The 23923-nt window shown below is 59.8% G+C and carries 16 protein-coding genes and 2 tRNA genes; 16 read left to right on the forward strand and 2 right to left on the reverse strand.

The window, feature by feature from the left end:
* Window positions 1-95 precede the first annotated feature (95 nt).
* The 3 genes from LOY56_RS02485 (at window position 96) to LOY56_RS02495 (ending at window position 4711) form a co-directional block, all read left to right on the forward strand.
* Window positions 96-1283: an ATP phosphoribosyltransferase regulatory subunit gene (locus tag LOY56_RS02485; RefSeq protein WP_258619434.1), complete on the forward strand. Its 1188-nt coding sequence runs from the start codon at window positions 96-98 to the stop codon at window positions 1281-1283.
* Between the two features lie 54 nt (window positions 1284-1337).
* Window positions 1338-2627 carry an adenylosuccinate synthase gene (locus LOY56_RS02490; RefSeq protein ID WP_030128327.1) on the forward strand — a complete coding sequence of 430 codons (1290 nt, stop codon included), beginning with the start codon at window positions 1338-1340 and terminating at the stop codon, window positions 2625-2627.
* A 149-nt stretch (window positions 2628-2776) separates the two neighbouring features.
* Window positions 2777-4711, forward strand: a complete 1935-nt coding sequence (locus tag LOY56_RS02495) for a methyl-accepting chemotaxis protein (RefSeq protein ID WP_258619435.1) — start codon at window positions 2777-2779, stop codon at window positions 4709-4711.
* Between the two features lie 204 nt (window positions 4712-4915).
* On the opposite strand, the gene LOY56_RS02500 is transcribed toward LOY56_RS02495, so the two are convergent.
* Both LOY56_RS02500 and LOY56_RS02505 read right to left on the reverse strand, forming a co-directional pair.
* Window positions 4916-5002, reverse strand: a tRNA-Leu gene (locus LOY56_RS02500).
* Window positions 5003-5167: 165 nt separating this feature from the next.
* Window positions 5168-5254 (reverse strand) — tRNA-Leu (locus tag LOY56_RS02505).
* Window positions 5255-5480: 226 nt separating this feature from the next.
* Between LOY56_RS02505 and rnr the strand changes: the two genes are divergently transcribed.
* From rnr to LOY56_RS02570, 13 genes are all read left to right on the forward strand, one after another.
* Window positions 5481-8111 (forward strand): ribonuclease R, encoded by a 2631-nt coding sequence (gene rnr, locus LOY56_RS02510; protein WP_258619436.1) that lies wholly within the window; start codon window positions 5481-5483, stop codon window positions 8109-8111.
* A complete protein-coding gene (rlmB, locus tag LOY56_RS02515; RefSeq protein WP_258619437.1) occupies window positions 8108-8869 on the forward strand; it encodes a 23S rRNA (guanosine(2251)-2'-O)-methyltransferase RlmB in 762 nt (253 codons plus the stop codon). The genes rnr and rlmB overlap by 4 nt, the downstream gene beginning before the upstream one ends.
* A gap of 271 nt (window positions 8870-9140) precedes the next feature.
* Window positions 9141-9563 (forward strand): 30S ribosomal protein S6, encoded by a 423-nt coding sequence (rpsF, locus tag LOY56_RS02520; protein ID WP_007902678.1) that lies wholly within the window; start codon window positions 9141-9143, stop codon window positions 9561-9563.
* Between the two features lie 28 nt (window positions 9564-9591).
* The gene (rpsR, locus tag LOY56_RS02525) at window positions 9592-9822 is read left to right on the forward strand and encodes a 30S ribosomal protein S18 (protein ID WP_002551829.1); all 231 of its coding nucleotides are present in this window, start codon (window positions 9592-9594) and stop codon (window positions 9820-9822) included.
* 36 nt (window positions 9823-9858) lie between these two features.
* Window positions 9859-10752, forward strand: a complete 894-nt coding sequence (locus LOY56_RS02530) for a hypothetical protein (RefSeq protein WP_007902692.1) — start codon at window positions 9859-9861, stop codon at window positions 10750-10752.
* Between the two features lie 19 nt (window positions 10753-10771).
* The gene (rplI, locus tag LOY56_RS02535; protein WP_008035347.1) at window positions 10772-11218 is read left to right on the forward strand and encodes a 50S ribosomal protein L9; all 447 of its coding nucleotides are present in this window, start codon (window positions 10772-10774) and stop codon (window positions 11216-11218) included.
* 122 nt (window positions 11219-11340) lie between these two features.
* Window positions 11341-12735 (forward strand): replicative DNA helicase, encoded by a 1395-nt coding sequence (gene dnaB, locus LOY56_RS02540; protein ID WP_109627711.1) that lies wholly within the window; start codon window positions 11341-11343, stop codon window positions 12733-12735.
* Between the two features lie 269 nt (window positions 12736-13004).
* A complete protein-coding gene (locus tag LOY56_RS02545; RefSeq protein WP_030128321.1) occupies window positions 13005-15308 on the forward strand; it encodes a YgiQ family radical SAM protein in 2304 nt (767 codons plus the stop codon).
* A gap of 211 nt (window positions 15309-15519) precedes the next feature.
* Window positions 15520-16440, forward strand: a complete 921-nt coding sequence (locus LOY56_RS02550) for an NAD synthetase (protein ID WP_258619456.1) — start codon at window positions 15520-15522, stop codon at window positions 16438-16440.
* The gene (locus LOY56_RS02555) at window positions 16437-16886 is read left to right on the forward strand and encodes a hypothetical protein (protein ID WP_258619458.1); all 450 of its coding nucleotides are present in this window, start codon (window positions 16437-16439) and stop codon (window positions 16884-16886) included. Before LOY56_RS02550 ends, LOY56_RS02555 begins: the two co-directional genes overlap by 4 nt.
* A gap of 188 nt (window positions 16887-17074) precedes the next feature.
* Complete coding sequence (locus LOY56_RS02560; RefSeq protein ID WP_258619459.1) at window positions 17075-20350, forward strand: DUF2126 domain-containing protein; 3276 nt, start codon at window positions 17075-17077, stop codon at window positions 20348-20350.
* Window positions 20351-20438: 88 nt separating this feature from the next.
* Entirely contained in the window at window positions 20439-22925 is a 2487-nt protein-coding gene (locus tag LOY56_RS02565; RefSeq protein WP_258619461.1) for a circularly permuted type 2 ATP-grasp protein, read from the forward strand.
* On the forward strand, window positions 22925-23815 hold the full coding sequence (locus LOY56_RS02570) for a transglutaminase family protein (RefSeq protein WP_258619463.1): 891 nt from the start codon (window positions 22925-22927) through the stop codon (window positions 23813-23815). The genes LOY56_RS02565 and LOY56_RS02570 overlap by 1 nt, the downstream gene beginning before the upstream one ends.
* Window positions 23816-23923: the final 108 nt, after the last annotated feature.

Raw genomic sequence — 23923 nt, forward strand, 5'->3', positions numbered from 1 at the left:
GTTCATGCGCGTGGTTTGCACATGAGCCGATCATTTTCTGCTTCACTCAAGGCTCGCCCAAAGGCTTGTCGCCCGGATCATAGGGGAATGGCGTAATGGCAACGGTAGACCGCTGGCTGCTGCCAGATGGCATCGAAGAAGTACTGCCACCAGAAGCTGCGCGCATCGAAGTAGCGCGTCGCCAGGTGTTGGATCTGTTCCAGAGCTGGGGTTACGAGTTTGTCGTGACTCCCCATATCGAGTACCTGGAATCCCTGCTGACCGGCGCAGGTTCTGACCTCGATCTGCGTACCTTCAAGGTCATCGACCCGCAGTCGGGCCGGCAGATGGGTTTCCGTGCCGACATCACGCCGCAAGTGGCGCGCATCGATGCGCACACCCTGCGTCGCGAAGGGCCGAGCCGTTTGTGTTATGCCGGCAGCGTGCTGCATGCTCAGCCGCGCGCCTTGTCGTCCTCGCGCAGCCCGATTCAACTGGGCGCCGAGTTGTACGGCGATGCCAGCCCGAGCAGTGACGTGGAAGTCATCAGCCTGATGCTGGCCATGCTGCAACTGGCCGATGTGCCGGATGTGCACATGGACCTGGGTCATGTCGGTATCTATCGCGGCCTGGCCCGCGCCGCCGGTTTGTCCGGCGAAGTCGAGCAACAGTTGTTCGACGCGTTGCAACGTAAAGCCATCGACGAGGTCATTACCTTGACCGAAGGCCTGCCCGCCGATCTGTCGGGCATGCTGCGTGCGCTGGTCGACCTGTGTGGCGGTCGTGAAGTGTTGAGTGCAGCGCGTGAGCGTCTGGCCAATGCGCCGGCACCCGTGTTGGCGGCTCTGGACGATTTGCTGGCGATTGCCGCACGTCTGTCCACGCGTTTCCCGGAATTACCGCTGTATTTCGACCTGGGCGAGTTGCGCGGCTATCACTACCACACGGGTGTAGTGTTCGCCGTGTTCGTGCCGGGTGTTGGCCAGTCCATTGCTCAGGGTGGTCGTTACGACGACATCGGCGCCGACTTCGGTCGTGCCCGTCCGGCAACGGGTTTCTCTACCGATTTGAAAACCCTGGTGACCCTGGGGCGTGCTGAAATCGAGCTACCGTCTGGCGGTATCTGGATGCCTGACAGTACGGATGCAGCACTCTGGCAGCAGGTTTGCGAGTTGCGCAGTGAGGGTCAGCGTGTCGTTCAGGCGTTGCCTGGGCAACCTTTGGCCGCCGCCCGTGAAGCGGACTGCGACCGGCAATTGATTCAGCAGAACGGGCTTTGGCAAGTATTGCCGCTGGCTTCTTGAGTTTTCCTGCCGGCCGCCGCCGGCACCAAGTTTGCGCGAATGAGGACAAGTGTTATGGGTAAGAATGTCGTAGTCCTGGGCACCCAATGGGGTGATGAGGGCAAAGGCAAGATCGTTGATCTGCTGACCGAACATGCTGCCGCCGTGGTGCGCTACCAAGGTGGCCACAACGCTGGCCACACCCTGGTGATCGACGGCGAAAAAACCGTCTTGCACCTGATCCCGTCGGGCGTGCTGCGCGAAGGCGTGCAGTGCCTGATCGGCAACGGCGTGGTGGTTGCACCTGACGCCCTGCTGCGGGAAATCATCAAGCTGGAAGAGAAAGGCGTACCGGTGCGCGAGCGCCTGCGTATCAGCCCGTCCTGCCCGCTGATCCTGTCCTACCACGTAGCGCTGGACCAGGCCCGTGAAAAGGCCCGTGGCGAGCTGAAGATCGGCACCACCGGTCGCGGCATCGGCCCGGCTTACGAAGACAAGGTTGCCCGTCGCGGTCTGCGCGTAGGCGATCTGCTCAACATGCCGCGCTTTGAAGCCAAGCTGCGTGAGCTGGTGGAATACCACAACTTCATGTTGGTCGGTTTCTACAAAGAGCCAGCCATTGACTTCGACAAGACCCTGGCCGAGTGCAAAGAATACGCTGAGCTGCTCAAGCCGCTGATGCTGGACGTGACTGCCGAGCTGCACGACCTGCGTCGTGCTGGCAAAGACATCATGTTCGAAGGCGCCCAAGGTTCGTTGCTGGACATCGACCACGGCACCTACCCGTACGTGACCAGCTCTAACACCACCGCTGGCGGCGTTGCTACCGGTTCGGGCGTTGGTCCTATGTTCCTGGACTACATCCTGGGTATCACCAAGGCCTACACCACGCGCGTTGGTTCGGGTCCATTCCCGACTGAGCTGTTCGACGAAGTCGGTGCGCACCTGGCTAAACAAGGTCACGAGTTCGGCGCGACTACTGGCCGTGCTCGTCGTTGTGGCTGGTTTGACGCCGTTATCCTGCGTCGCGCTATCGATGTGAACAGCATCTCGGGCATCTGTCTGACCAAGCTGGACGTACTCGACGGTCTGGAAACCATCAACATCTGCGTCGGCTACAAAGATGCAGAAGGTAAGGACGTTGCTCCGACTGACGCTGACAGCTACATGGGTCTGCAGCCGGTGTACGAAGAAGTGCCGGGCTGGACAGAGTCGACCGTGGGTGCCAAAACCCTGGAAGAGCTGCCCGCTAACGCCCGTGCTTACATCAAGCGCGTTGAAGAGCTGATCGGCGCGCCGATCGACATTATTTCGACGGGCCCGGACCGCAACGAAACCATCGTACTGCGTCATCCGTTCGCTTAATAAGCCGTTGATGTAAAACACAAAGGCCCCTTAATTGGGGCCTTTGTCGTTTATGCCTGTCGCACGGCATGACCTTTGCTGTGATCTTGTTAAAAGCATCGCTTCCAGTGTGCCATCAATTTAATGGCGCCCAAGCAGAGGGATTTAAAGTGTCGGCCGTTCTCTCACTGTTACAAAGCCGTCTCTTGCGGCCCGTGTTCGTTACCCTTGGTATCGCCCTTTTGGTGCAGGTGCTGGTGGCTGTCGCTCTGACCCGGAGCACCGTGACTGCGCTGGAGGCTGATCTGGGTGCACGGCTGGACGCTGATAGCCAAAAGCTCTCTGGTGAGCTTGAGCAGGCAGGCCGTGAAGTCACGTCGAGTCTGGATAGTCTCTCCACCAGTACCCGTCAGCGCTTGACCGTCGGGCTGTCTTCGCGTCTGAAGGACGAGCAGGCACAACTGCGTACGACGCTGGAAAAGGATCTGAAGGATTCGGCCAACGACATGGCACAGCTTCTGGCCTCGGTCGCACCCCGCGCTATGTGGGACAGCGACATTCCCACCCTGTCCGAATTCGCTCGCCGTGCCCAGCGCAATCCCAATGTGTTGTTCGTGGTCTACGACGACGCCACGGGCCAGCACCTGACGCGCTACCTCAACCGGGAGAACCCGATCAACAAGGCGCTTCTGGAAAAGGGTCAAGGTGAGCGGGCGCTGGACAAGGTGCTGGATGCGGCGAAGAGCGATCCGTCGGTCTACTACCTTGAAGCTTCGATCAACCCCAATGGGGTGGAGATCGGCAAGGTTTTGATGGGTGTCTCGACCGCCTCGGTGGAAACCGATCTGGCGGCGCTGGACAAGCGCTTCTCGGCGCTGATCGCCAGTAGCGATCAATTGGTGGGTGACAGCCTCAAAGGCGCGGCAGCTGATAGCGCAGCGGCGATGCGTGGACGTCTGCAATCGGCGCAGTCCACCGCCACTGAAATGAAAGCCAATACCACTGGTGCGGTGCAGGAAGCTGCCGGGGCTTTGCGCTGGCGCATCGGTATGGGGCTGGCGGTGGTGGGTTTTGGTGTGCTGTTGTTGCTGGCGGTGGTGCTGGGTCGGCGAGTGGTCAATCGCTTGAAGCTGCTGATCGCCGCCATGGATGACCTGGCGGCAGGTGAGGGCGATTTGACCAAGCGTGTGCAGATCAACAGCCAGGATGAGATTGGCGACATGGCCTCGGCGGTCAATCGCTTTGTGGATAAGTTGCAGCCGATCGTGCGGGAGGCGGGCGATGTGGCCCAGCGTACCGGCGTGGAAATCGGCGCCATGACCCTGCGCAATGCCGGTGCGGATGCAGCGGCGGGCATGCAGCGCGATGAAGTGGCTGAAAGTTTGCGCGCGTTGTCGCAAATGGCTGACGAAGCTCAGTCTGAAAGCCACGCCATGCAGGCTGCTTTGAAGCAAGTGGTGGACATTCGCCAGGCCACGGATGAAAACACTCGGACCTCGGCGAAAGTCGGCGGCCTGATCGAAGCGTTGGCCGGACAAGTTGACACTGGCGCGAAAGTCATTGAGCGCCTGGCGCAACAGAGTGAGCAGATTGAAGTGGTGTTGACGGTGATTCACGGGATCGCCGAGCAAACCAACTTGCTGGCGTTGAACGCGGCCATTGAGGCGGCGCGTGCCGGCGAGACCGGTCGGGGGTTTGCCGTGGTGGCGGATGAGGTGCGGGCGCTGGCGAGCAAGACTCAGAGTTCAACCGGCGACATTCAGGCCCATATCGTTGCGCTGCAGCGGGGCGCGCGGGAGGCTGTTGCAGCGATTGGTCAAGCTGGACGTCAGGCCAGCGAAGGTTTGTTGGTGTTGCGCGACAGTGCGCGGTTGCAGCAGTCGGTGCAGGCGTCGGTCGAGCAGGTGCATGCGGCGATCGGTCTGGCGACCCAGGCCGCGGCGCATCAGGCGCAAGGTGCACAGGCAGTGCGTGGGCGGGTTGAGACCATTCATGCGCAGGCTGAGAGGGCTGCTCAGGCGGTGGTGGAAACCACGGCCAGCGGCAAAGTGCTGGATGGCTTGGCGGCGCAGTTGAAGGCGAGCCTGGGGCAGTTCAGGGCTTAAATTTTTTCTGCGTTCTGCAGGTCTGGCGCTTTCGCGGGCAAGTCGGATCGCCGCCCGCTCGCTCCTATAAGGATTACGCAATTGCAGGGGTGAGCGGGCGGCGATCCGACTTGCCCGCGAAGCTTTATTTCTGAGAGCCAGAAATGCAAAAACCCGCTTTCGCGGGTTTCTGTGAAATTCAAGATCGTGACCTTGAATTTGAATTGGTGCCCAGAAGAAGACTCGAACTTCCACGACCTTGCGGTCACCAGCACCTGAAGCTGGCGTGTCTACCAATTTCACCATCTGGGCAGTATCTTCAGCGTTGCCGCTGTTGATGTGGCGCACTATACGGAGCGCCTTTTGATCTGTAAACCCCTGATTTGGATTTAATAAATCAGATGCTTGTAATGCAAAAACCCGCTTTCGCGGGTTTTTGTGTGAGTCTTGAAATTGTTCTAATCTCAAGCTCTAAATTGGTGCCCAGAAGAAGACTCGAACTTCCACGACCTTGCGGTCACCAGCACCTGAAGCTGGCGTGTCTACCAATTTCACCATCTGGGCAGTATCGGCAGCGCGTCTGCGTCGTCGATGGCGCGCACTATACGGAGCGTCTTTTTAACTGTAAACCCCTGTCGCCAAAAAAACCTGGAAAATTTTACAAGAGGCATTCAAATCAGCTTTGCGATGTCGATAAAGGGCTTTAGATGGGCTGTCACAGCTTGAAATTTCCCGTTTCATTACGCCTATGCCAAACTAACCCGCATATAGACAAGGTGAAAACTCTCTAATGGCCGATTGGCAATCCCTCGATCCCGAGGCCGCTCGTGAAGCGGAAAAATATGAAAACCCTATTCCTAGCCGCGAACTGATCCTTCAGCACCTTGCTGATCGAGGTTCGCCTGCTAACCGCGAGCAGCTGGTCGAAGAGTTTGGTCTGACCACAGAAGACCAGATCGAAGCCCTGCGCCGCCGCTTGCGCGCCATGGAGCGCGATGCTCAACTCATCTATACCCGTCGCGGCACGTATGCGCCGGTGGACAAGCTCGATCTGATCCTGGGCCGCATCAGCGGTCACCGTGACGGTTTTGGCTTCCTGGTCCCGGACGACGGCAGTGACGACCTGTTCATGAGCCCGGCACAAATGCGCCTGGTGTTCGATGGCGACCGTGCCCTGGCCCGCGTTTCCGGCCTCGACCGTCGCGGTCGTCGCGAAGGCATGATCGTTGAAGTGGTGTCTCGTGCCCACGAGACCATCGTCGGTCGTTACTTCGAAGAGGGCGGTATCGGTTTCGTCGTCGCGGACAATCCGAAGATCCAGCAAGAAGTGCTGGTGACGCCCGGCCGCAACGCCAACGCCCAGATCGGTCAGTTCGTCGAAGTGAAGATCACTCATTGGCCGACACCACGCTTCCAGCCGCAAGGCGACGTGGTCGAAGTCGTGGGTAACTACATGGCGCCGGGCATGGAAATCGATGTTGCCCTGCGCACCTACGATATTCCTCACGTCTGGCCTGAAGCGGTGCTCAAGGAAGCTGCCAAGCTCAAGCCTGAAGTCGAAGAGAAGGACAAAGAGAAGCGCATCGACCTGCGTCACCTGCCGTTCGTGACCATCGACGGCGAAGATGCGCGCGACTTCGATGACGCGGTTTACTGCGAAGCCAAGCCGGGCAAGCTGCGCCTGTTCTCCGGTGGCTGGAAGTTGTACGTGGCGATTGCCGACGTTTCCAGCTACGTGAAAATCGGTTCGGCGCTGGATAACGAATCCCAGGTTCGTGGCAACTCGGTGTACTTCCCCGAGCGTGTCGTTCCGATGCTGCCAGAGCAGCTGTCCAACGGCCTGTGTTCGCTGAACCCGCACGTCGATCGTCTGGCCATGGTCTGCGAGATGACCATCTCCAAATCCGGTGAGATGACCGATTATTGCTTCTACGAAGCGGTGATTCACTCTCACGCTCGCCTGACCTACAACAAGGTCAGTGCCATGCTGGAGACGCCGAAAGCCACCGAGGCGCGCAAGCTGCGTGGCGAATACACCGACGTCGTGCCGCACCTCAAGCAGCTGTATTCGCTGTACAAGGTTCTGCTGGCGGCCCGTCACGTACGCGGCGCGATCGATTTCGAAACCCAGGAAACCCGGATCATCTTCGGTTCCGAGCGCAAGATCGCCGAAATTCGTCCGACCGTTCGCAACGACGCCCACAAGCTGATCGAGGAATGCATGCTGGCGGCCAACGTGGCCACTGCCGAATTCCTGAAAAAACACGAAATCCCTGCTTTGTATCGCGTCCACGACGGCCCGCCACCGGAGCGTCTGGAAAAACTGCGCGCCTTCCTTGGCGAGCTCGGCCTGTCCCTGCACAAAGGCAAGGATGGTCCGTCGCCGAAGGATTACCAGGCTTTGCTGGCAAGCATCAAGGACCGTCCGGATTTCCATCTGATCCAGACCGTCATGCTGCGTTCGTTGAGCCAAGCGGTGTACAGCGCCGATAATCAGGGCCACTTCGGCCTGAATTACGAAGCCTATACCCACTTCACTTCACCGATACGCCGCTACCCGGATTTGCTCACGCACCGGGCGATTCGCAGCGTCATCCATTCGAAAATGGACACCCCGCACGTTCGCCGTGCCGGCGCGATGATCATTCCGAAAGCGCGCATCTACCCGTACGACGAAGCGACCCTGGAGCAACTCGGCGAGCAGTGCTCGATGAGCGAGCGCCGTGCCGACGAAGCGACCCGTGACGTGGTGAACTGGCTCAAGTGCGAGTTCATGAAAGACCGCGTGGGCGAATCGTTCCCGGGTGTGATCACTGCCGTGACCGGTTTCGGTCTGTTCGTCGAACTGACCGACATTTACGTCGAGGGTCTGGTGCACGTCACCGCGCTGCCGGGTGATTACTATCACTTCGATCCTGTCCACCACCGCCTCGCCGGTGAGCGTACCGGTCGCAGCTTCCGTCTTGGTGACACCGTTGAAGTGCGCGTCATGCGCGTCGATCTCGACGAGCGCAAGATTGACTTCGAGATGGCTGAAAAAACCATCAGCGCGCCGATCGGCCGCAAAAAACGTGGCGCTGAAACCGCAGCTCCTGCCGCCAAAACCGCCGCAGAGCCGGTACCGTCGAAAACCGGTCGTCGTCCTGCCAAGGAAAAGGCTGTCGAAGCCTATCGCTCGAGCGATGCAGCGGCAAAAAATGCCGAGTTGCGCAAAAGTCGTGAACTGAAACAGGCGTTGCTGTCTGAAGCGAAAAGCGGCGGTAAGGCGGCGTCAGGGGGAAAGACCGGGCGGTCGGCGCCTGACAAGGCCTCCGGCGGCCAGCCAGCCAAACCGAGCAAACACCGTAAAGGCCCGCCAAAAGCGGGTTCCGCTCCAGCCGCCAGAAGCGGCGGGGCGCGCAAACCTAAGGCCAAGTCATGAGTCAGTTGGAAAAGATCTATGGCGTGCACGCTGTAGAAGCGTTGTTGCGTCATCACCCGAAACGCGTCAAGCAGATCTGGCTGGCGGAAGGCCGCAGTGATCCGCGGGTGCAGACGCTGATCGCACTCGCTGCCGAAAATCGCGTAGCGGTCGGTCAGGCTGAGCGTCGTGAGCTGGATGCGTGGGTAGAGGGCGTGCACCAGGGCGTGGTCGCGGACGTCAGTCCGAGTCAGGTCTGGGGCGAAGCGATGCTCGACGAATTGCTCGATCGTACCGAAGGCGCGCCGCTATTGCTGGTGCTCGACGGCGTGACTGACCCGCACAACCTCGGCGCTTGCCTGCGTTCGGCCGATGCGGCCGGCGCGCTGGCGGTGATCGTGCCAAAGGACAAGTCAGCGACCCTGACCCCGACGGTACGTAAAGTCGCCTGCGGCGCGGCGGAAGTGATTCCGTTGGTGGCTGTGACCAACCTGGCGCGCACCCTGGAAAAGCTCAAGCAGCGTGGCTTGTGGGTCGTCGGTACGGCGGGCGAGGCCGAGCAGGAGCTGTATCAGCAAGACCTGACCGGCCCGACCATCCTGATCATGGGCGCGGAAGGCAGCGGAATGCGCCGCCTGACTCGCGATCTTTGCGACTACCTGGTGCGTCTGCCGATGGCGGGCAGTGTCAGCAGTCTCAATGTGTCCGTGGCTACTGGAGTGTGCCTGTTCGAGGCCCTGCGCCAGCGCGGCGTCAAAGCCGCCGCTTCGCGGAAGTGACAAGCTGCAAGCTGCAAGCCTCAAGTTAAGAGCGGTCCGCGCTTGTAGCTTGTAGCTTGTAGCTTGTAGCTTGTAGCTTGTAGCTTGTAGCTTGTAGCTGTTGCTCAAATAATCACCAATTGCCTTGCGCCTCTCTTGTCCCTTCTCTACAATTGCGCCCCTTGCTGTGATGGCAGGCACGCATGTGTCTATCGCAAGCAAGTCCATAAGTGTCATTCACTCCTTGTCTGACCGCTTTTGAGCGGCAGGCTACAACCCGTAAGGAGCATTCATGCGTCATTACGAAATCATCTTTTTGGTCCACCCGGATCAAAGCGAGCAAGTCGGCGGCATGGTTGAGCGTTACACCAAGCTGATCGAAGAAGACGGCGGCAAAATCCACCGTCTGGAAGATTGGGGCCGTCGTCAACTGGCCTACGCAATCAACAATGTTCACAAGGCTCACTACGTGATGCTGAACGTTGAGTGCACTGGCAAGGCCCTGGCCGAGCTGGAAGACAACTTCCGCTACAACGATGCAGTGATCCGTAACCTGGTCATCCGTCGCGAAGAAGCCGTTACCGGCCAATCCGAGATGCTCAAGGCTGAAGAAAACCGCAGTGAGCGCCGTGAGCGTCGCGACCGTCCTGAGCACTCCGACGCCGAAGGCGTTGATGGTGATGACAGCGACGCCAGCGATAACGCTGACGAGTAATCCACGGACCTTTTAAGGAGCCTATCAAATGGCACGTTTCTTCCGTCGTCGTAAATTCTGCCGCTTCACCGCTGAAGACGTGAAAGAGATCGATTACAAAGATCTCAACACTCTGAAAGCTTACGTATCCGAGACCGGCAAAATCGTTCCAAGCCGCATCACCGGTACCAAAGCTCGTTATCAGCGTCAGCTGGCCACCGCTATCAAGCGCGCCCGCTTCCTGGCCCTGCTGGCCTACACCGACAGCCACGGCCGCTGAGACCGGGCAGTCGACACGTTGCAAAGGATTGAATGCATGCGCGCCTTAGCTGAGTTCATCATGCGCGGCCGTATGCAGGCCACTCTGGTAGTGGCCGGATGCGCAACATTGCCGCTGTTGTATTGGTTGGGTGCTGCCGCCGGATGCCTTGTGCTCCTGCGGCGCGGATTGAAGGACGCCTTGGGCGTTCTTGCTCTGGGACTGCTGCCGGCGTTGATCTGGTGGCTTTACTCCGACGACCCACGGGCACTTCTGGTGCTGCTGGGGTCTTCGAGCCTTGCGTTGGTTTTGCGCGCAAGCGAGTCCTGGAACCGCGTGCTGCTGGTCAGCATAGCGATGGGATTGGTGTTTTCAGTGGTGCTGGGGGCGGCTTTTGCGCCCCAGATCGAGATGCTGGCGCAGGCTTTGATAAAAGTCATGCCGTCGCTACTCGGTGATGTCTACCAGCAATTGTCGGTAGACGAGCAAGCGCGTTTCGCGTCCCTGATTGCACCGGTCCTGACCGGCCTGATTGCGGCCTTGTTGCAAATCGTCAGTGTGCTGAGCCTGATTGTCGGGCGCTACTGGCAGGCGTTGTTGTACAACCCGGGTGGTTTTGGTCGCGAGTTTCGCGCCATCCGAATCCCGCTTTTACCGGCGATGTTGCTGCTGGTGTTGATGCTTCTGGGGCCTAACTTAGGTTCGCAGATGGCCATGTTGACACCGTTGTGCAGTGTACCGCTGGTGTTCGCCGGGCTGGCCCTGATTCACGGGCTGGTGGCGCAAAAGCGACTGGCCAAATTCTGGCTGGTGGGGTTGTACGTCACGCTGTTGCTGTTCATGCAGCTGATCTATCCGTTGCTGGTGGTCTTGGCCATCGTCGACAGCCTGATTGATTTTCGCGGTCGTTCGGCACCGAAAGATGCCGATAACGCGAACGGTGAAGGTTAAAAGTTAAGAGGATTTTCACATGCAACTGATCCTTCTGGAAAAAGTCACCAACCTGGGCAACCTGGGTGACAAAGTGAACGTTAAGGCTGGTTACGGTCGTAACTACCTGCTGCCTTACGGCAAAGCTACCGCTGCGACCCCAGCCAACCTGGCTGCGTTCGAAGAGCGTCGCGCTGAGCTGGAAAAAGCCGCAGCAGACCGTAAAACTTCGGCTGAAAGCCGTGCCGCCCAACTGGCTGAGCTGGAAGTGACTATCACTGCCACCGCTGGTGACGAAGGCAAGCTGTTCGGTTCGATCGGCACCCACGACATCGCTGATGCACTGACCGCCTCTGGCGTTGAAGTTGCAAAAAGCGAAGTTCGTCTGCCGAACGGCACCATCCGCAACGTAGGTGAATTCGACGTAGCCGTGCACCTGCACGCCGAAGTTGAAGCCACCGTACGCGTTGTCGTGGTAGCAGCTTAAGCAGCACTTGTCGGCTGGTACCTTCGGGTGCTTGCCGGTAACATCGGGCACGATCCTGTTTACAGGTCGTGCCCTTTGTCTTTCTGCAACTCCCGCTTTTCATAACCAGAATCCAAGTGGCCATGAACGATATCTCCGCCCCTGAGCAATACGATCTGCAAACCGCTGCCCTGAAGGTGCCGCCACATTCCATCGAGGCCGAACAGGCCGTACTCGGTGGTCTGATGCTGGACAACAACGCCTGGGAACGTGTGCTCGATCAGGTCTCGGACGGCGATTTCTATCGTCATGATCACCGTTTGATCTTCCGTGCGATCGCCAAACTGGCCGATCAGAACTCCCCGATCGACGTCGTGACCCTTGCCGAGCAATTGGACAAGGAAGGTCAGACGTCCCAGGTCGGTGGCCTCGGTTACTTGGGTGAGCTGGCGAAAAACACGCCGTCCGTCGCCAACATCAAGGCCTATGCGCAAATCGTTCGTGCGCGGGCGACGTTGCGGCAGTTGATCGGCATCGCCACCGAAATCGCCGACAGCGCCTTCAACCCGGAAGGCCGTACGGCTGAAGAAATTCTCGACGAAGCCGAACGACAGATCTTCCAGATCGCCGAGGCCCGGCCAAAAACCGGCGGCCCGGTGAGCGTGAATGACCTGCTGACCAAGGCTATCGACCGCATCGACACTTTGTTCAACACCGACAACGCCATCACCGGCCTGTCCACCGGTTACACCGATCTCGACGAGAAGACCAGCGGCTTGCAGCCTTCCGACCTGATCATCGTCGCCGGCCGTCCGTCCATGGGTAAAACCACCTTCGCGATGAACCTGGTGGAAAACGCCGTGTTGCGCAGCGACAAGTGCGTACTGGTTTACTCGCTGGAGATGCCAGGCGAATCGCTGATCATGCGTATGCTTTCGTCCCTTGGGCGTATCGACCAGACCAAGGTCCGGGCCGGTCGCCTGGATGACGACGATTGGCCACGCCTGACCTCGGCGGTCAACCTGCTGAACGATCGTAAGCTGTTCATCGACGACACAGCCGGTATCAGCCCGTCAGAAATGCGTGCGCGGACCCGTCGCTTGGTGCGTGAGCACGGCGACGTAGCCCTGATCATGATCGACTACCTCCAGCTGATGCAGATTCCAGGTTCCGGCGGCGACAACCGGACCAACGAGATCTCCGAGATCTCCCGTTCCTTGAAAGCCCTCGCCAAGGAGTTCAACTGCCCGGTAGTGGCGCTGTCCCAGCTCAACCGCTCCCTGGAGCAGCGACCGAACAAACGCCCGATCAACTCCGACTTGCGGGAATCCGGAGCGATCGAGCAGGATGCTGACGTGATCATGTTCGTGTACCGAGATGAGGTGTACCACCCGGAAACCGAGCATAAAGGCATCGCCGAGATCATCATCGGCAAGCAGCGGAACGGCCCGATCGGCACGTCACGACTAGCGTTCATCGGTAAATACACCCGCTTCGAAAACCTGGCGCCGGGCAGCTACAACTTCGACGACGAGTGACCCGGCAAAAACCTGTGGCAAAGAAGCTTTTGTGGCGAGGGAGCTTGCTCCCGCTTGAGTGCGCAGCGCTCACAAGATTTTGGGACCGCTTCGCAGCCCAGCGGGACGGTGCGGCGTTCCGACAAGCTCCCTCGCCACAGAGGCGTGACCTTAGGATCAATGCTCAAAACAACCACCGACATTTCCGACCATAGCCGTCGGAATTGATCAAATTTTGTGCTATATTCCGCGCCCGCGAAATTCAATGAAAGCCAACACCGGTTATCGACATGCAAGCAGCCAAGCCGTTATTTGACTATCCCAAGTACTGGGCCGAATGTTTCGGGCCAGCGCCATTCCTGCCGATGAGCAGGGAGGAGATGGATCAGCTTGGCTGGGATTCCTGCGACATCATCATCGTCACCGGTGATGCCTACGTCGACCACCCGTCGTTCGGCATGGCGATCATCGGCCGACTGCTGGAGGCCCAGGGCTTCCGCGTCGGGATCATCGCGCAGCCGAACTGGCAGTCCAAAGACGACTTCATGAAGCTCGGCGAGCCGAACCTGTTCTTCGGCGTCGCGGCCGGCAACATGGACTCGATGATCAATCGCTATACCGCCGACAAGAAAATCCGTTCCGACGACGCCTACACCCCCGGTGGCCTGGCGGGCAAACGTCCGGACCGCGCGAGCCTGGTTTACAGCCAGCGCTGCAAGGAAGCCTACAAGAACGTGCCGATCGTGCTCGGTGGCATTGAAGCTTCCCTGCGCCGCATCGCCCACTACGATTACTGGCAGGACCGAGTGCGCAACTCGATCCTGATCGACGCCTGTGCTGACATTCTGCTCTACGGCAACGCCGAGCGTGCGATCGTCGAAGTCGCCCAGCGTCTGTCCTACGGTCACAAGATCGAAGACATCACTGACGTGCGCGGCACCGCGTTCATTCGTCGTGACACGCCCAAAGACTGGTACGAAGTCGATTCCACGCGCATCGACCGTCCGGGCAAAGTCGACAAGATCATCAACCCGTACGTGAACACCCAGGACACGCAGGCCTGCGCCATCGAGCAGGAAAAAGGTCCGGTTGAAGACCCGAGCGAAGCAAAGGTCGTGCAGATCCTGGCCAGCCCGAAGATGACTCGCGACAAAACCGTGATTCGTCTGCCATCGGTTGAGAAAGTCCGTGGCGACGCGGTGCTTTACGCCCACGCCAACCGCGTGTTGCACCTGGAAACCAACCCGGGCAACGCCCGTGCGCTGGTGCAGAAGCATGGCGAAGTCGACGTGTGGTTTAACCCACCACCGATTCCGATGACCACCGAAGAAATGGATTACGTGTTCGGCATGCCTTACGCACGGGTTCCGCACCCGGCGTACGGCAAGGAAAAGATTCCTGCCTACGACATGATCCGCTTCTCGGTGAACATCATGCGCGGCTGCTTCGGCGGCTGTACGTTCTGCTCGATCACCGAGCACGAAGGCCGGATCATCCAGAACCGTTCCGAAGAATCGATCATTCGCGAAATCGAAGAGATCCGCGATAAAGTCCCAGGCTTCACCGGTGTCATTTCCGACCTCGGCGGCCCGACCGCGAACATGTACCGCATCGCCTGCAAGACGCCGGAGATCGAGTCTGCGTGCCGCAAACCTTCGTGCGTGTTCCCCGGCATTTGCCCGAACCTGAACACCGATCACTCGTCGCTGATTCAGTTGTATCGCAGCGCCCGTGCCTTGCCGGGTGTGAAGAAGATCCTGATCGCTTCCGGCCTGCGTTATGACCTCGCGGTCGAGTCGCCGGAATACGTCAAGGAGCTGGTGACCCACCACGTCGGTGGTTACCTGAAGATCGCCCCGGAACACACCGAGGAAGGTCCGCTCAACCAGATGATGAAACCGGGCATCGGCAGCTATGACAAGTTCAAGCGCATGTTCGAGAAGTACACCAAGGAAGCCGGGAAAGAGCAGTACCTGATTCCGTACTTCATCGCTGCTCACCCGGGCACCACCGACGAAGACATGATGAACCTGGCCCTGTGGCTCAAGGGCAACGGTTTCCGTGCCGACCAGGTGCAGGCGTTCTACCCGTCGCCGATGGCCACCGCCACCGCGATGTACCACTCGGGCAAGAACCCGTTGCGCAAGGTCACTTACAAGAGTGACGGCGTGACCATCGTCAAGAGCGAAGAGCAGCGTCGTCTGCACAAGGCGTTCTTGCGTTATCACGACCCGAAAGGCTGGCCGATGCTGCGTGAAGCGCTGACCCGCATGGGCCGCGCCGACCTGATCGGGCCGGGCAAGAACCAGTTGATCCCGCTGCATCAGCCGGCGACCGACAGCTACCAGAGCGCCCGTCGCAAGAACTCGACACCGGCCGGCAGCCACAAAGTGGCCGGAGAAAAGACCACCAAGATCCTGACCCAGCACACTGGCTTGCCGCCGCGCGCCAGCGACGGCGGCAATCCGTGGGACAAGCGTGAACAGGCCAAGGCTGCGGCGTTTGCCCGCAATCAGCAGGCGGCCAAGGAGCGCAAGGACGCGGCCAAAGGCAAGGGACCGAAACCGGCCCGCAAGCCAGTCGTGCCGCGTTAATCTGCACGCCCTATCGCAAAACGCCAGCCTCAGTGCTGGCGTTTTGTTTTCTGGCGAGTGTGCGACCTGTTTGCTAAGGTGGCGCGCACTTCATGACTGCCCGGGAAACCGATTTCCCTGAACAACGCCAAACCCTGTGGGAGCTGGACTCGCCCGCGATGACGGCGGCACGGGCAATAAAGATCTCACCCCGATTTTCAAGGACGATCACATGAGTAACCCCTTACCGGGCATCGGCATGGACTACAGCCCCTCCCAGTTCATGGCTCGCCAACGCATCGAAAGCCAGATCAACCTGCCACGCCTGTTCGCCGCCATTGACGCCGACCCCGGAATTGTCGGCGCGGGCGTGGTGTACATCGACGCCGAATTCAACGTAGTGACCCTGCGCGAGTTCCAGCCGATTTGCAGTATCAGGCCCAAGAAAATCATTTTGCGCGAAGCGCAAAAGTACATTGCGCCTGCGCAATTCGCCCAGCAGGTGCAGGACAATCCTCGCGAATCACGCCTGGTTGGTGAGGCAGTTAACACCACCTTATCGTGCGCGGGTGCAGTGATCGGCTGGATCGTAGTGCTCAGTGGCTCCGTGGCTATTCCGTTTTCGGCAGGGGCAAGTACTGTGGTCGCTGCGCTCGGTTATACCGCTGCGGCTGCCAGCTCAGTGCAGTGTTTTGCCAGCGGCTATCGGACCCGCAATGAGATCGTCAACCCTGCCCGTAACGATCAGCTCGACAGCGAAGAGTGGTACCAGTACACCATGATTGCGCTGGATGCTGCGTCCTTGGTCGGGGTAGGAGCATCCTCGCTGACAACGCTCAAACTGGTCAGGCTGAATAAGGCCACGACCGGGAAAAGTGTCAGGGAAGTGCTCAGGGGTCTGAATCGACAGGAACGTGCCAAACTGACGAAAGAACTATTGAGCATCAACGACCCGCGCTTGACGTCGAAGATGATCAAGTTGAAGCAGTTGTCGGGTGAATTGCCCAAGCGTTTCACGCCCACCGAGGTCAAGCATGCAACGGTCACTCAGATAAAAGACGCTTTGGGCGCCGCTATCGGTTTTACCGGCAGTGCAATTTCGGGGAATGTCCGCACCATTGCCGTAGGTCTGTACGAGGAGGCTGAGCAATGAATGAGCTGCCCAGCATTCGCAGTTTTCTACCGAAGTATTTCCCCGTCTTCATGGGGGCAATATTCGCGTCAATTTTTACCCTGGTCTTTGCGGTGCCTTTGTTTTTCGAAAGCTATTTTCGAAACCTTCCGTTGGCTGACAACGCCAAGTACTCTTTTTTCGGGGGGATCGCGCTGACCCTCATCGTCGTGCACTGCCATTTCATGATCGCGCGCGGTCGTCCGCAATGGGTGCGGCCTCTGGTCGTGCTTCTGGCCCTTTGTTTTCTTGGGGTATTGCCCACCATTGCATATGAGGTGCATCCCCTGACTTATGCTGTGACGTTGCTGTTCCCACTGCTGGCGCTATTGTTGCTCAACAGCAAGCGTCACCGCGAGATGCGCCAGAAGCTGCTTGAAGTACGTCACTTGCGCCAAGCTGTTATTGCAAAGCACAAAGACCGTTAGTTGGGTGGATTCAGCACCCGCCCCTCACACGTGCGCCACAAATATGTGCAGCCCTTGCACTATAACCGCAGCCACGGCGCCGTTTTGGTGCTGTACTGCACCGGGTCTGTTGATAAAGCGCAATGACGGCCGCTCTGGCATAAGTCTTGCGCGCTCTGTGTCCATGCCCTGGCTCGCAGGAGGCCGCCGTGTCGATTCATGTCGCATTGCATCACGTCACGCATTACCGCTACGACCGCGCCATCGAGCTCGGTCCGCAGATCGTTCGCCTGCGCCCGGCTGCCCACAGCCGCACGCGGATACTGTCCTATGCGCTGAAAGTCTCGCCCGAGCAGCATTTCATCAACTGGCAGCAGGACCCCCAAGGCAACTACCTGGCGCGGTTGGTGTTCCCGGAGAAAACCGATGAGCTGCGGATCGAGGTCGACTTGCTGGCGGAGATGGCGGTGTTCAATCCGTTCGACTTCTTCCTCGAGCCCTACGCCGAAAAGATCCCTTTCGCCTATGCCGCGGATGAGCGCAAAGAGCTGGCGCCGTACCTGGAAACCTTGCCCCTGACGCCGACATTCAAGGCCTATCTGGATGGCATCGATCGCACGCCGCTGCCGAGTGTGGATTTCCTGGTCGCGCTCAACCAGCGCCTCAGCGAAGACATCGGCTACCTGATTCGCATGGAGCCAGGCGTACAGACCCCGGAACACACGCTCGAGCATGCCTCCGGCTCCTGCCGCGATTCGGCATGGTTGCTGGTGCAATTGCTGCGCAACCTTGGCCTGGCGGCGCGATTTGTTTCCGGTTACCTGATTCAGTTGACCGCCGATGTCAAAAGCCTCGACGGCCCCTCGGGTACCGAAGTGGACTTCACTGACCTGCACGCCTGGTGCGAGGTCTATTTGCCCGGTGCTGGCTGGATCGGCCTGGATGCGACTTCCGGGCTGTTTGCCGGTGAAGGACACATTCCGTTGGCCTGTAGTCCCGATCCGTCCTCTGCGGCACCGATCAGTGGCTTGGTGGAACCGTGCGAGTGCGAATTCACCCATGAGATGTCGGTCGAGCGGATTTGGGAAGCGCCGCGGGTTACCAAGCCCTACACCGATGACCAGTGGCTGGCGATTCAGGCATTGGGTCGGCAGATCGATGCCGACCTGCTCGAAGGTGACGTGCGCCTGACCATGGGCGGCGAGCCGACCTTCGTTTCCATCGATGACCCGGACGGCGCCGAGTGGAATACCGCGGCGCTTGGGCCCGACAAACGTCGTCTGTCTGCCGAACTGTTTCAACGCATGCGCAAACATTACGCGCCCAAGGGGCTCGTGCATTTTGGTCAGGGCAAGTGGTACCCCGGTGAGCAATTGCCGCGCTGGTCGCTGAATGGCTACTGGCGCCGCGATGGCGTGCCGATCTGGCACAACAGCGCGCTGATCGCCGATGAGCAGGAAGACTACGGCGCCGATGGTGAAATGGCCGGGCGTTTTCTGGCGAGTGTCGCCGAGCGCCTGAAAATTCCGACGCGCTTTGTGTTCCCGGCCTACGAAGACAATTTCTATTACCTCTGGCGCGAAGGCGCATTGCCGCAGAACGTCTGCGCCGAAGACTCACGGCTGGAAGAACCTTTGGAGCGTGCGCGCCTGCGCAAAGTCTTCAGCCAAGGCCTGGACAAAGTCATCGGTCAGGTCCTGCCGCTGGCGCGCACCGCCAAGGGCGATCAATGGCAGAGCGGTCGCTGGTATCTGCGGGAAGAACATTGCCGATTGGTGCCGGGGGATTCGCCGCTGGGGTATCGCTTGCCACTCGGTTCGCAGCCCTGGGTGAAGGCAGCGGAGTACCCGTTCATTCACCCTGTCGACCCGAATCAGGATTTCCCTGAGCTGCCGGGCACCGACCAGCTACAGCATCACGCTCAACCGCAAACCGCCGACGAGCGTGCGCCAAAGATCGATGAGTCCGCCGATTGGCTGACCCGCACCGCGTTCTGCGCCGAAGCGCGAGAAGGCCGGTTGTACCTGTTCATGCCGCCACTGGAGCGGGTCGAGGACTATCTGGAGCTGGTCGCCGCCATTGAAGCCACCGCCGAGGAATTGCATTGCCCGGTGTTGCTGGAAGGCTATGAACCGCCGAGTGATCCGCGTTTGAGCAACTTCCGCATTACCCCGGACCCGGGCGTGATCGAGGTCAACGTCCAGCCGTCCGCCACCTGGGATGAGTTGGTGGAGCGCACCGAGTTTCTTTACGAAGAGGCGCGCCAGACTCGACTCACCACCGAGAAATTCATGATCGACGGTCGACACACCGGGACCGGCGGCGGCAACCATTTCGTATTGGGCGGCGCGACTCCGGCTGACTCACCGTTTCTGCGCCGTCCCGATTTGCTGCGCAGCCTGATCAGTTACTGGCACAACCATCCGTCCTTGTCCTACCTGTTTTCCGGATTGTTCATCGGCCCGACGTCTCAAGCGCCGAGGGTGGATGAGGCGCGCAACGATTCGCTGTATGAACTGGAAATCGCCTTCGCACAAATGCCGAAACCGGGCGAAGAATGTCCGCCATGGCTGGTCGACCGGTTGTTGCGCAACCTGTTGATCGATGTGACCGGCAACACCCACCGCGCCGAGTTTTGCATCGACAAACTCTATTCGCCGGACGGCGCCACCGGGCGCCTCGGTTTATTGGAGCTGCGAGCCTTTGAAATGCCGCCCCATGCGCGCATGAGCCTGGCTCAGCAATTGTTGCTGCGGGCGTTGGTGGCGCGGTTCTGGCGCGAGCCTTATGCACCGCCGAAACTGGCGCGCTGGGGCACAGAGCTACACGACCGGTTCCTGTTGCCGCACTTTATCGAGCAGGATTTCGCTGATGTGATCGTTGATCTCAATGCCGCCGGTTACCCCGTGCGGGCCGAGTGGTTCGCGGCGCATCTGGAATTCCGTTTTCCCAAGGTCGGCGACTACGCGGTCAGTGGCATCCAACTGGAAGTGCGTCAGGCGCTGGAGCCTTGGCATGTACTCGGCGAGGAAGGCGCGGCAGGTGGCACGGTGCGTTATGTGGATTCGTCGCTGGAGCGTTTGCAGGTCAAGCTCAGCGGCCTGCCGCCCCAGCGTTATCTGCTGACGTGCAACGGCATTCCGGTGCCATTGCAATCCACGGGGCGGGTTGGTGAATTCGTCGCCGGCGTACGCTTTCGCGCCTGGCAACCGGCCAACTGCCTGCAACCGACCATCCCGGTCCACGCGCCGCTGGTGTTCGACGTGCTCGACACCTGGATGGGGCGTTCGCTGGGCGGTTGTCAGTACCACGTCGCCCACCCGGGCGGGCGTAACTACGACAGCCTTCCGGTGAACGCCAATGAGGCCGAGAGCCGGCGTATGGCGCGATTCTTCCGCATCGGACATACGCCGGGGAAACTTCCTATACCGAATCTGGAAATTAACGACGAGCTACCGATGACTCTCGATTTGCGACGTTTCTAAACCCTACGCGACGCTCGGATTTTTCGTCTGTCCGGGCGTCATGAGCGTGCGTTAGTCTGACTGTTCTTTGCTGTCTGCCGAGCTTTCCATGCCTGACTTGCTTGACTGCTACCCGCTGACCGCGGGCACTTATCACGAACTGCTCGATGACAGCGGTGCCGTGCGACCGCACTGGCGGCGGCTATTCGATCATTTACAACGCAGCACGCCAGCACAACTGGTGCAGCGTCAGGCGTTGCTGACTCGGCAGATTCAGGAAAACGGCGTGACCTATAACGTCTACGCCGACCCCAAGGGCGCCGACCGGCCATGGGAGCTGGACCTGCTGCCCCATGTGATTGCCGCCGATGAGTGGGAACAGTTATCGGCCGGGATCGCTCAACGGGCGCGGTTGCTCAATGCTGTGCTGGCGGACCTGTACGGCCCTCAGCGCTTGATCGCCGAAGGCCTGTTGCCGGCAGAGCTGGTGTTCGGTCACAACAACTTCCTCTGGCCCTGTCAGGGCATTGCGCCGCCCGATGGGACCTTTCTGCATCTGTATGCCGTGGATCTGGCGCGCACACCTGACGGTCGTTGGTGGGTGACGGCGGACCGGACTCAAGCGCCATCCGGTGCCGGTTACGCCCTGGAAAACCGCACCATCGTGTCCCGGGCCTTTCCCGAGTTGTACCGCGATTTGAAGGTGCAGCACCCGGCAGGATTCTTCCGCACACTCCAGGAAACGCTCGCCCGTCAGGCGCCGAGAGATGACGAAGCGCCACTGGTGGTGCTGCTGACGCCAGGACGTTTCAACGAAAGCTATTTCGAACACTTGTACCTGGCTCGTCAGCTCGGATATCCGTTGGTGGAGGGCGGCGACCTGACCGTTCGGGATGCCACGGTCTACCTGAAAACCTTGAGCGGCCTGCGTCGGGTTCACGCGATCATGCGTCGGCTCGACGATGATTTCTGCGACCCCCTGGAGCTGCGCACCGACTCGGCCCTCGGCGTGCCGGGGCTGCTCGAAGCGGTGCGTCAGGGCCGGGTGCTGGTGGCCAACGCCCTCGGCAGCGGCGTGCTGGAGTCACCGGGATTGCTGGGTTTCCTGCCGAAGATTAATCAGTATCTGTTCGGCGAAGAGCTGATCCTGCCGTCCATCGCGACTTGGTGGTGCGGTGAAGCGCCGGTGCTGGCCCAGGCCCTGGAAAAACTGCCAGAGCTGTTGATAAAACCGGCGTTTCCGTCGCAGAGCTTCGCCCCGGTGTTTGGTCGTGATTTGAGTGAAAAACAGCGTCAAGCCTTGGCTGAGCGCATGCAGGCACGGCCTTATGCCTATGTTGCGCAAGAATTGGCGCAACTGTCCCAAGCGCCGATCTGGCAGGCCGAAGGTGGTCAGTTGCAACCGCGGGCCATTGGCATGCGCGTGTATGCGGTGGCCAGTCGGGACGGCTATCGAGTACTGCCCGGCGGGCTGACCCGGGTTGCCGCCGAAGCCGACGCCGAAGTGGTGTCGATGCAGCGCGGCGGCGCCAGCAAGGACACTTGGGTGTTGGGCGATCGCCCGCCCAGCGGCGAACAATGGAAAGCCCAGCGCAATATTGGCGTTCACGATCTGGTACGACGCGATCCGTATCTGCCATCGCGGGTGGTCGAGAACCTTTTCTGGTTCGGCCGTTACTGTGAGCGCTGCGATGACAGCGCGCGATTATTGCGGATCATGCTCGCGCGCTATGTCGATGGCGATGACCCGCAAGCCTTGCAGGCGGCGGTCGATCTCGGTGAGCGTCTGAATCTGTTGCCGGAGGAGGGTGAGTTGCCGGAGCGATTGCTGGCGGCGCTGCTTGGCGATGATTGGCCGTTCAGCCTACGCTCCAACCTGCAACGCTTGCAGTGGGCGGCGTCGCAAGTACGCGGCAAGCTCTCGCGAGAGAACTGGCAGGCGCTGGTCGAGTTGCAGCGCGAAGCCATGGCGCTGGAAACCGACGAGCCGGATTTCGGCGAGTTGCTGGATTTCCTCAACCGGTTGGTGATGTCGCTGGCGGCACTGTCCGGTTTTGCCCTCGACGACATGACCCGGGACGAAGGCTGGCGTTTCCTGATGATCGGACGACGGATCGAGCGGCTGCAATTTCTCAGTGGCAGCCTGGCGGCGTTTCTGCGTGGTGCGGGGGGGGGTGATCAGGTCGGGCTGGAATGGCTGCTGGAACTGGGCAACAGCAGCATCACTTACCGCTCGCGGTACTTGGCGGTGGCGCAATTAATCCCGGTGCTGGACCTGTTGTTGCTCGACGAGCAGAACCCTCACGCGGTGCTGTTCCAGTTGAAGCTGGTGACCCGCACGTTGAAGCGCTTGAACGACGACTTTAGTGCGCCGCGTGAAACAGGTCTGCCGCAGTTGGTAGAGCGGCTGGCGCGCTTCGATCTGGGTTGCCTGGAAAACTCGCTGTTTGGCGAGGCCAGTATTCACGCCGCCATAGAGGGGCTAGCCGATCTGTTGCAGGAGATCGCCGATGCCAGCGGACAAGTGTCGGATCGCCTCGCCTTGCGCCATTTCGCCCATGTCGATGATGTCAGCCAACGCACGGTGTCCGTCTGATGAGTGCCCATTACCAGATTTTCCATGACACCCATTATCACTATGACAGCTCGGTATCCCTGGCCCAGCAGCTGGCGCATCTGTGGCCGCGGGCCTGCGTTTGGCAGCGCTGCATCGATCAGCAATTGCAGATCAGTCCCGACCCGACCTCGCGCCGGGATGAGCTGGACGTGTTTGGTAATCCGCTGACCCGGTTGGCATTCGAGCGGCCCCATGATGAGTTGCTGGTCAATGCCAGCCTGACGGTCGAAGTGCTGGCCCGACCATCGTTGGACTTCAATCAATCGCCGGCCTGGGAAGAGACCTGCAACGCACTGACTTACAGCAGTCAGCCACTGTCTCCTGAATTGCTGGAAGCCTGTCGTTACCGGTTCGAATCGCCTTATGTGCATTTGAAGCGCAATTTCGTCGAGTTCTCCGAAAGTTGTTTTCCACCTAGCCGGCCATTGTTGCTGGGGGTTCAGGCATTGATGGAGAAGATCTTCAGCGAATTCACCTTCGACGCCGAAGCGACCCAAGTGGCGACGCCGCTGGTGGAAGTGCTGGAGAGGCGGCGCGGGGTTTGCCAGGATTTTGCGCACTTGATGCTCGCTTGTGTCCGCTCCCGGGGATTAGCGGCGCGGTACATTAGCGGCTACCTGCTGACCCAGCCACCACCGGGCCAGCCACGGCTGATCGGCGCCGATGCATCTCATGCCTGGGTGTCGGTGTTTTGCCCGGTGCTGGGGTGGGTAGATTTCGATCCGACCAACAATGTGCAACCGGCGCTGGAGCACATCACCCTGGCCTGGGGGCGGGATTTTTCCGATGTGTCGCCGTTGCGTGGAGTGATCCTGGGCGGTGGCAGCCACGACCCGGAGGTTCGGGTCACAGTAATGCCATTGGAGTAGCTGAGATCCAGTGTGGGAGCGTGCCTGCTCGCTCCCACAGAGAATGTGCAATTTTTTAGAGAGGGGATTTCAGATTGGCCTGTGAGGGTCAGCAACATCGTTGCTGAC

Origin of the sequence: Pseudomonas sp. B21-048 (assembly GCF_024748615.1) — a bacterium.
GTDB lineage: Bacteria > Pseudomonadota > Gammaproteobacteria > Pseudomonadales > Pseudomonadaceae > Aquipseudomonas.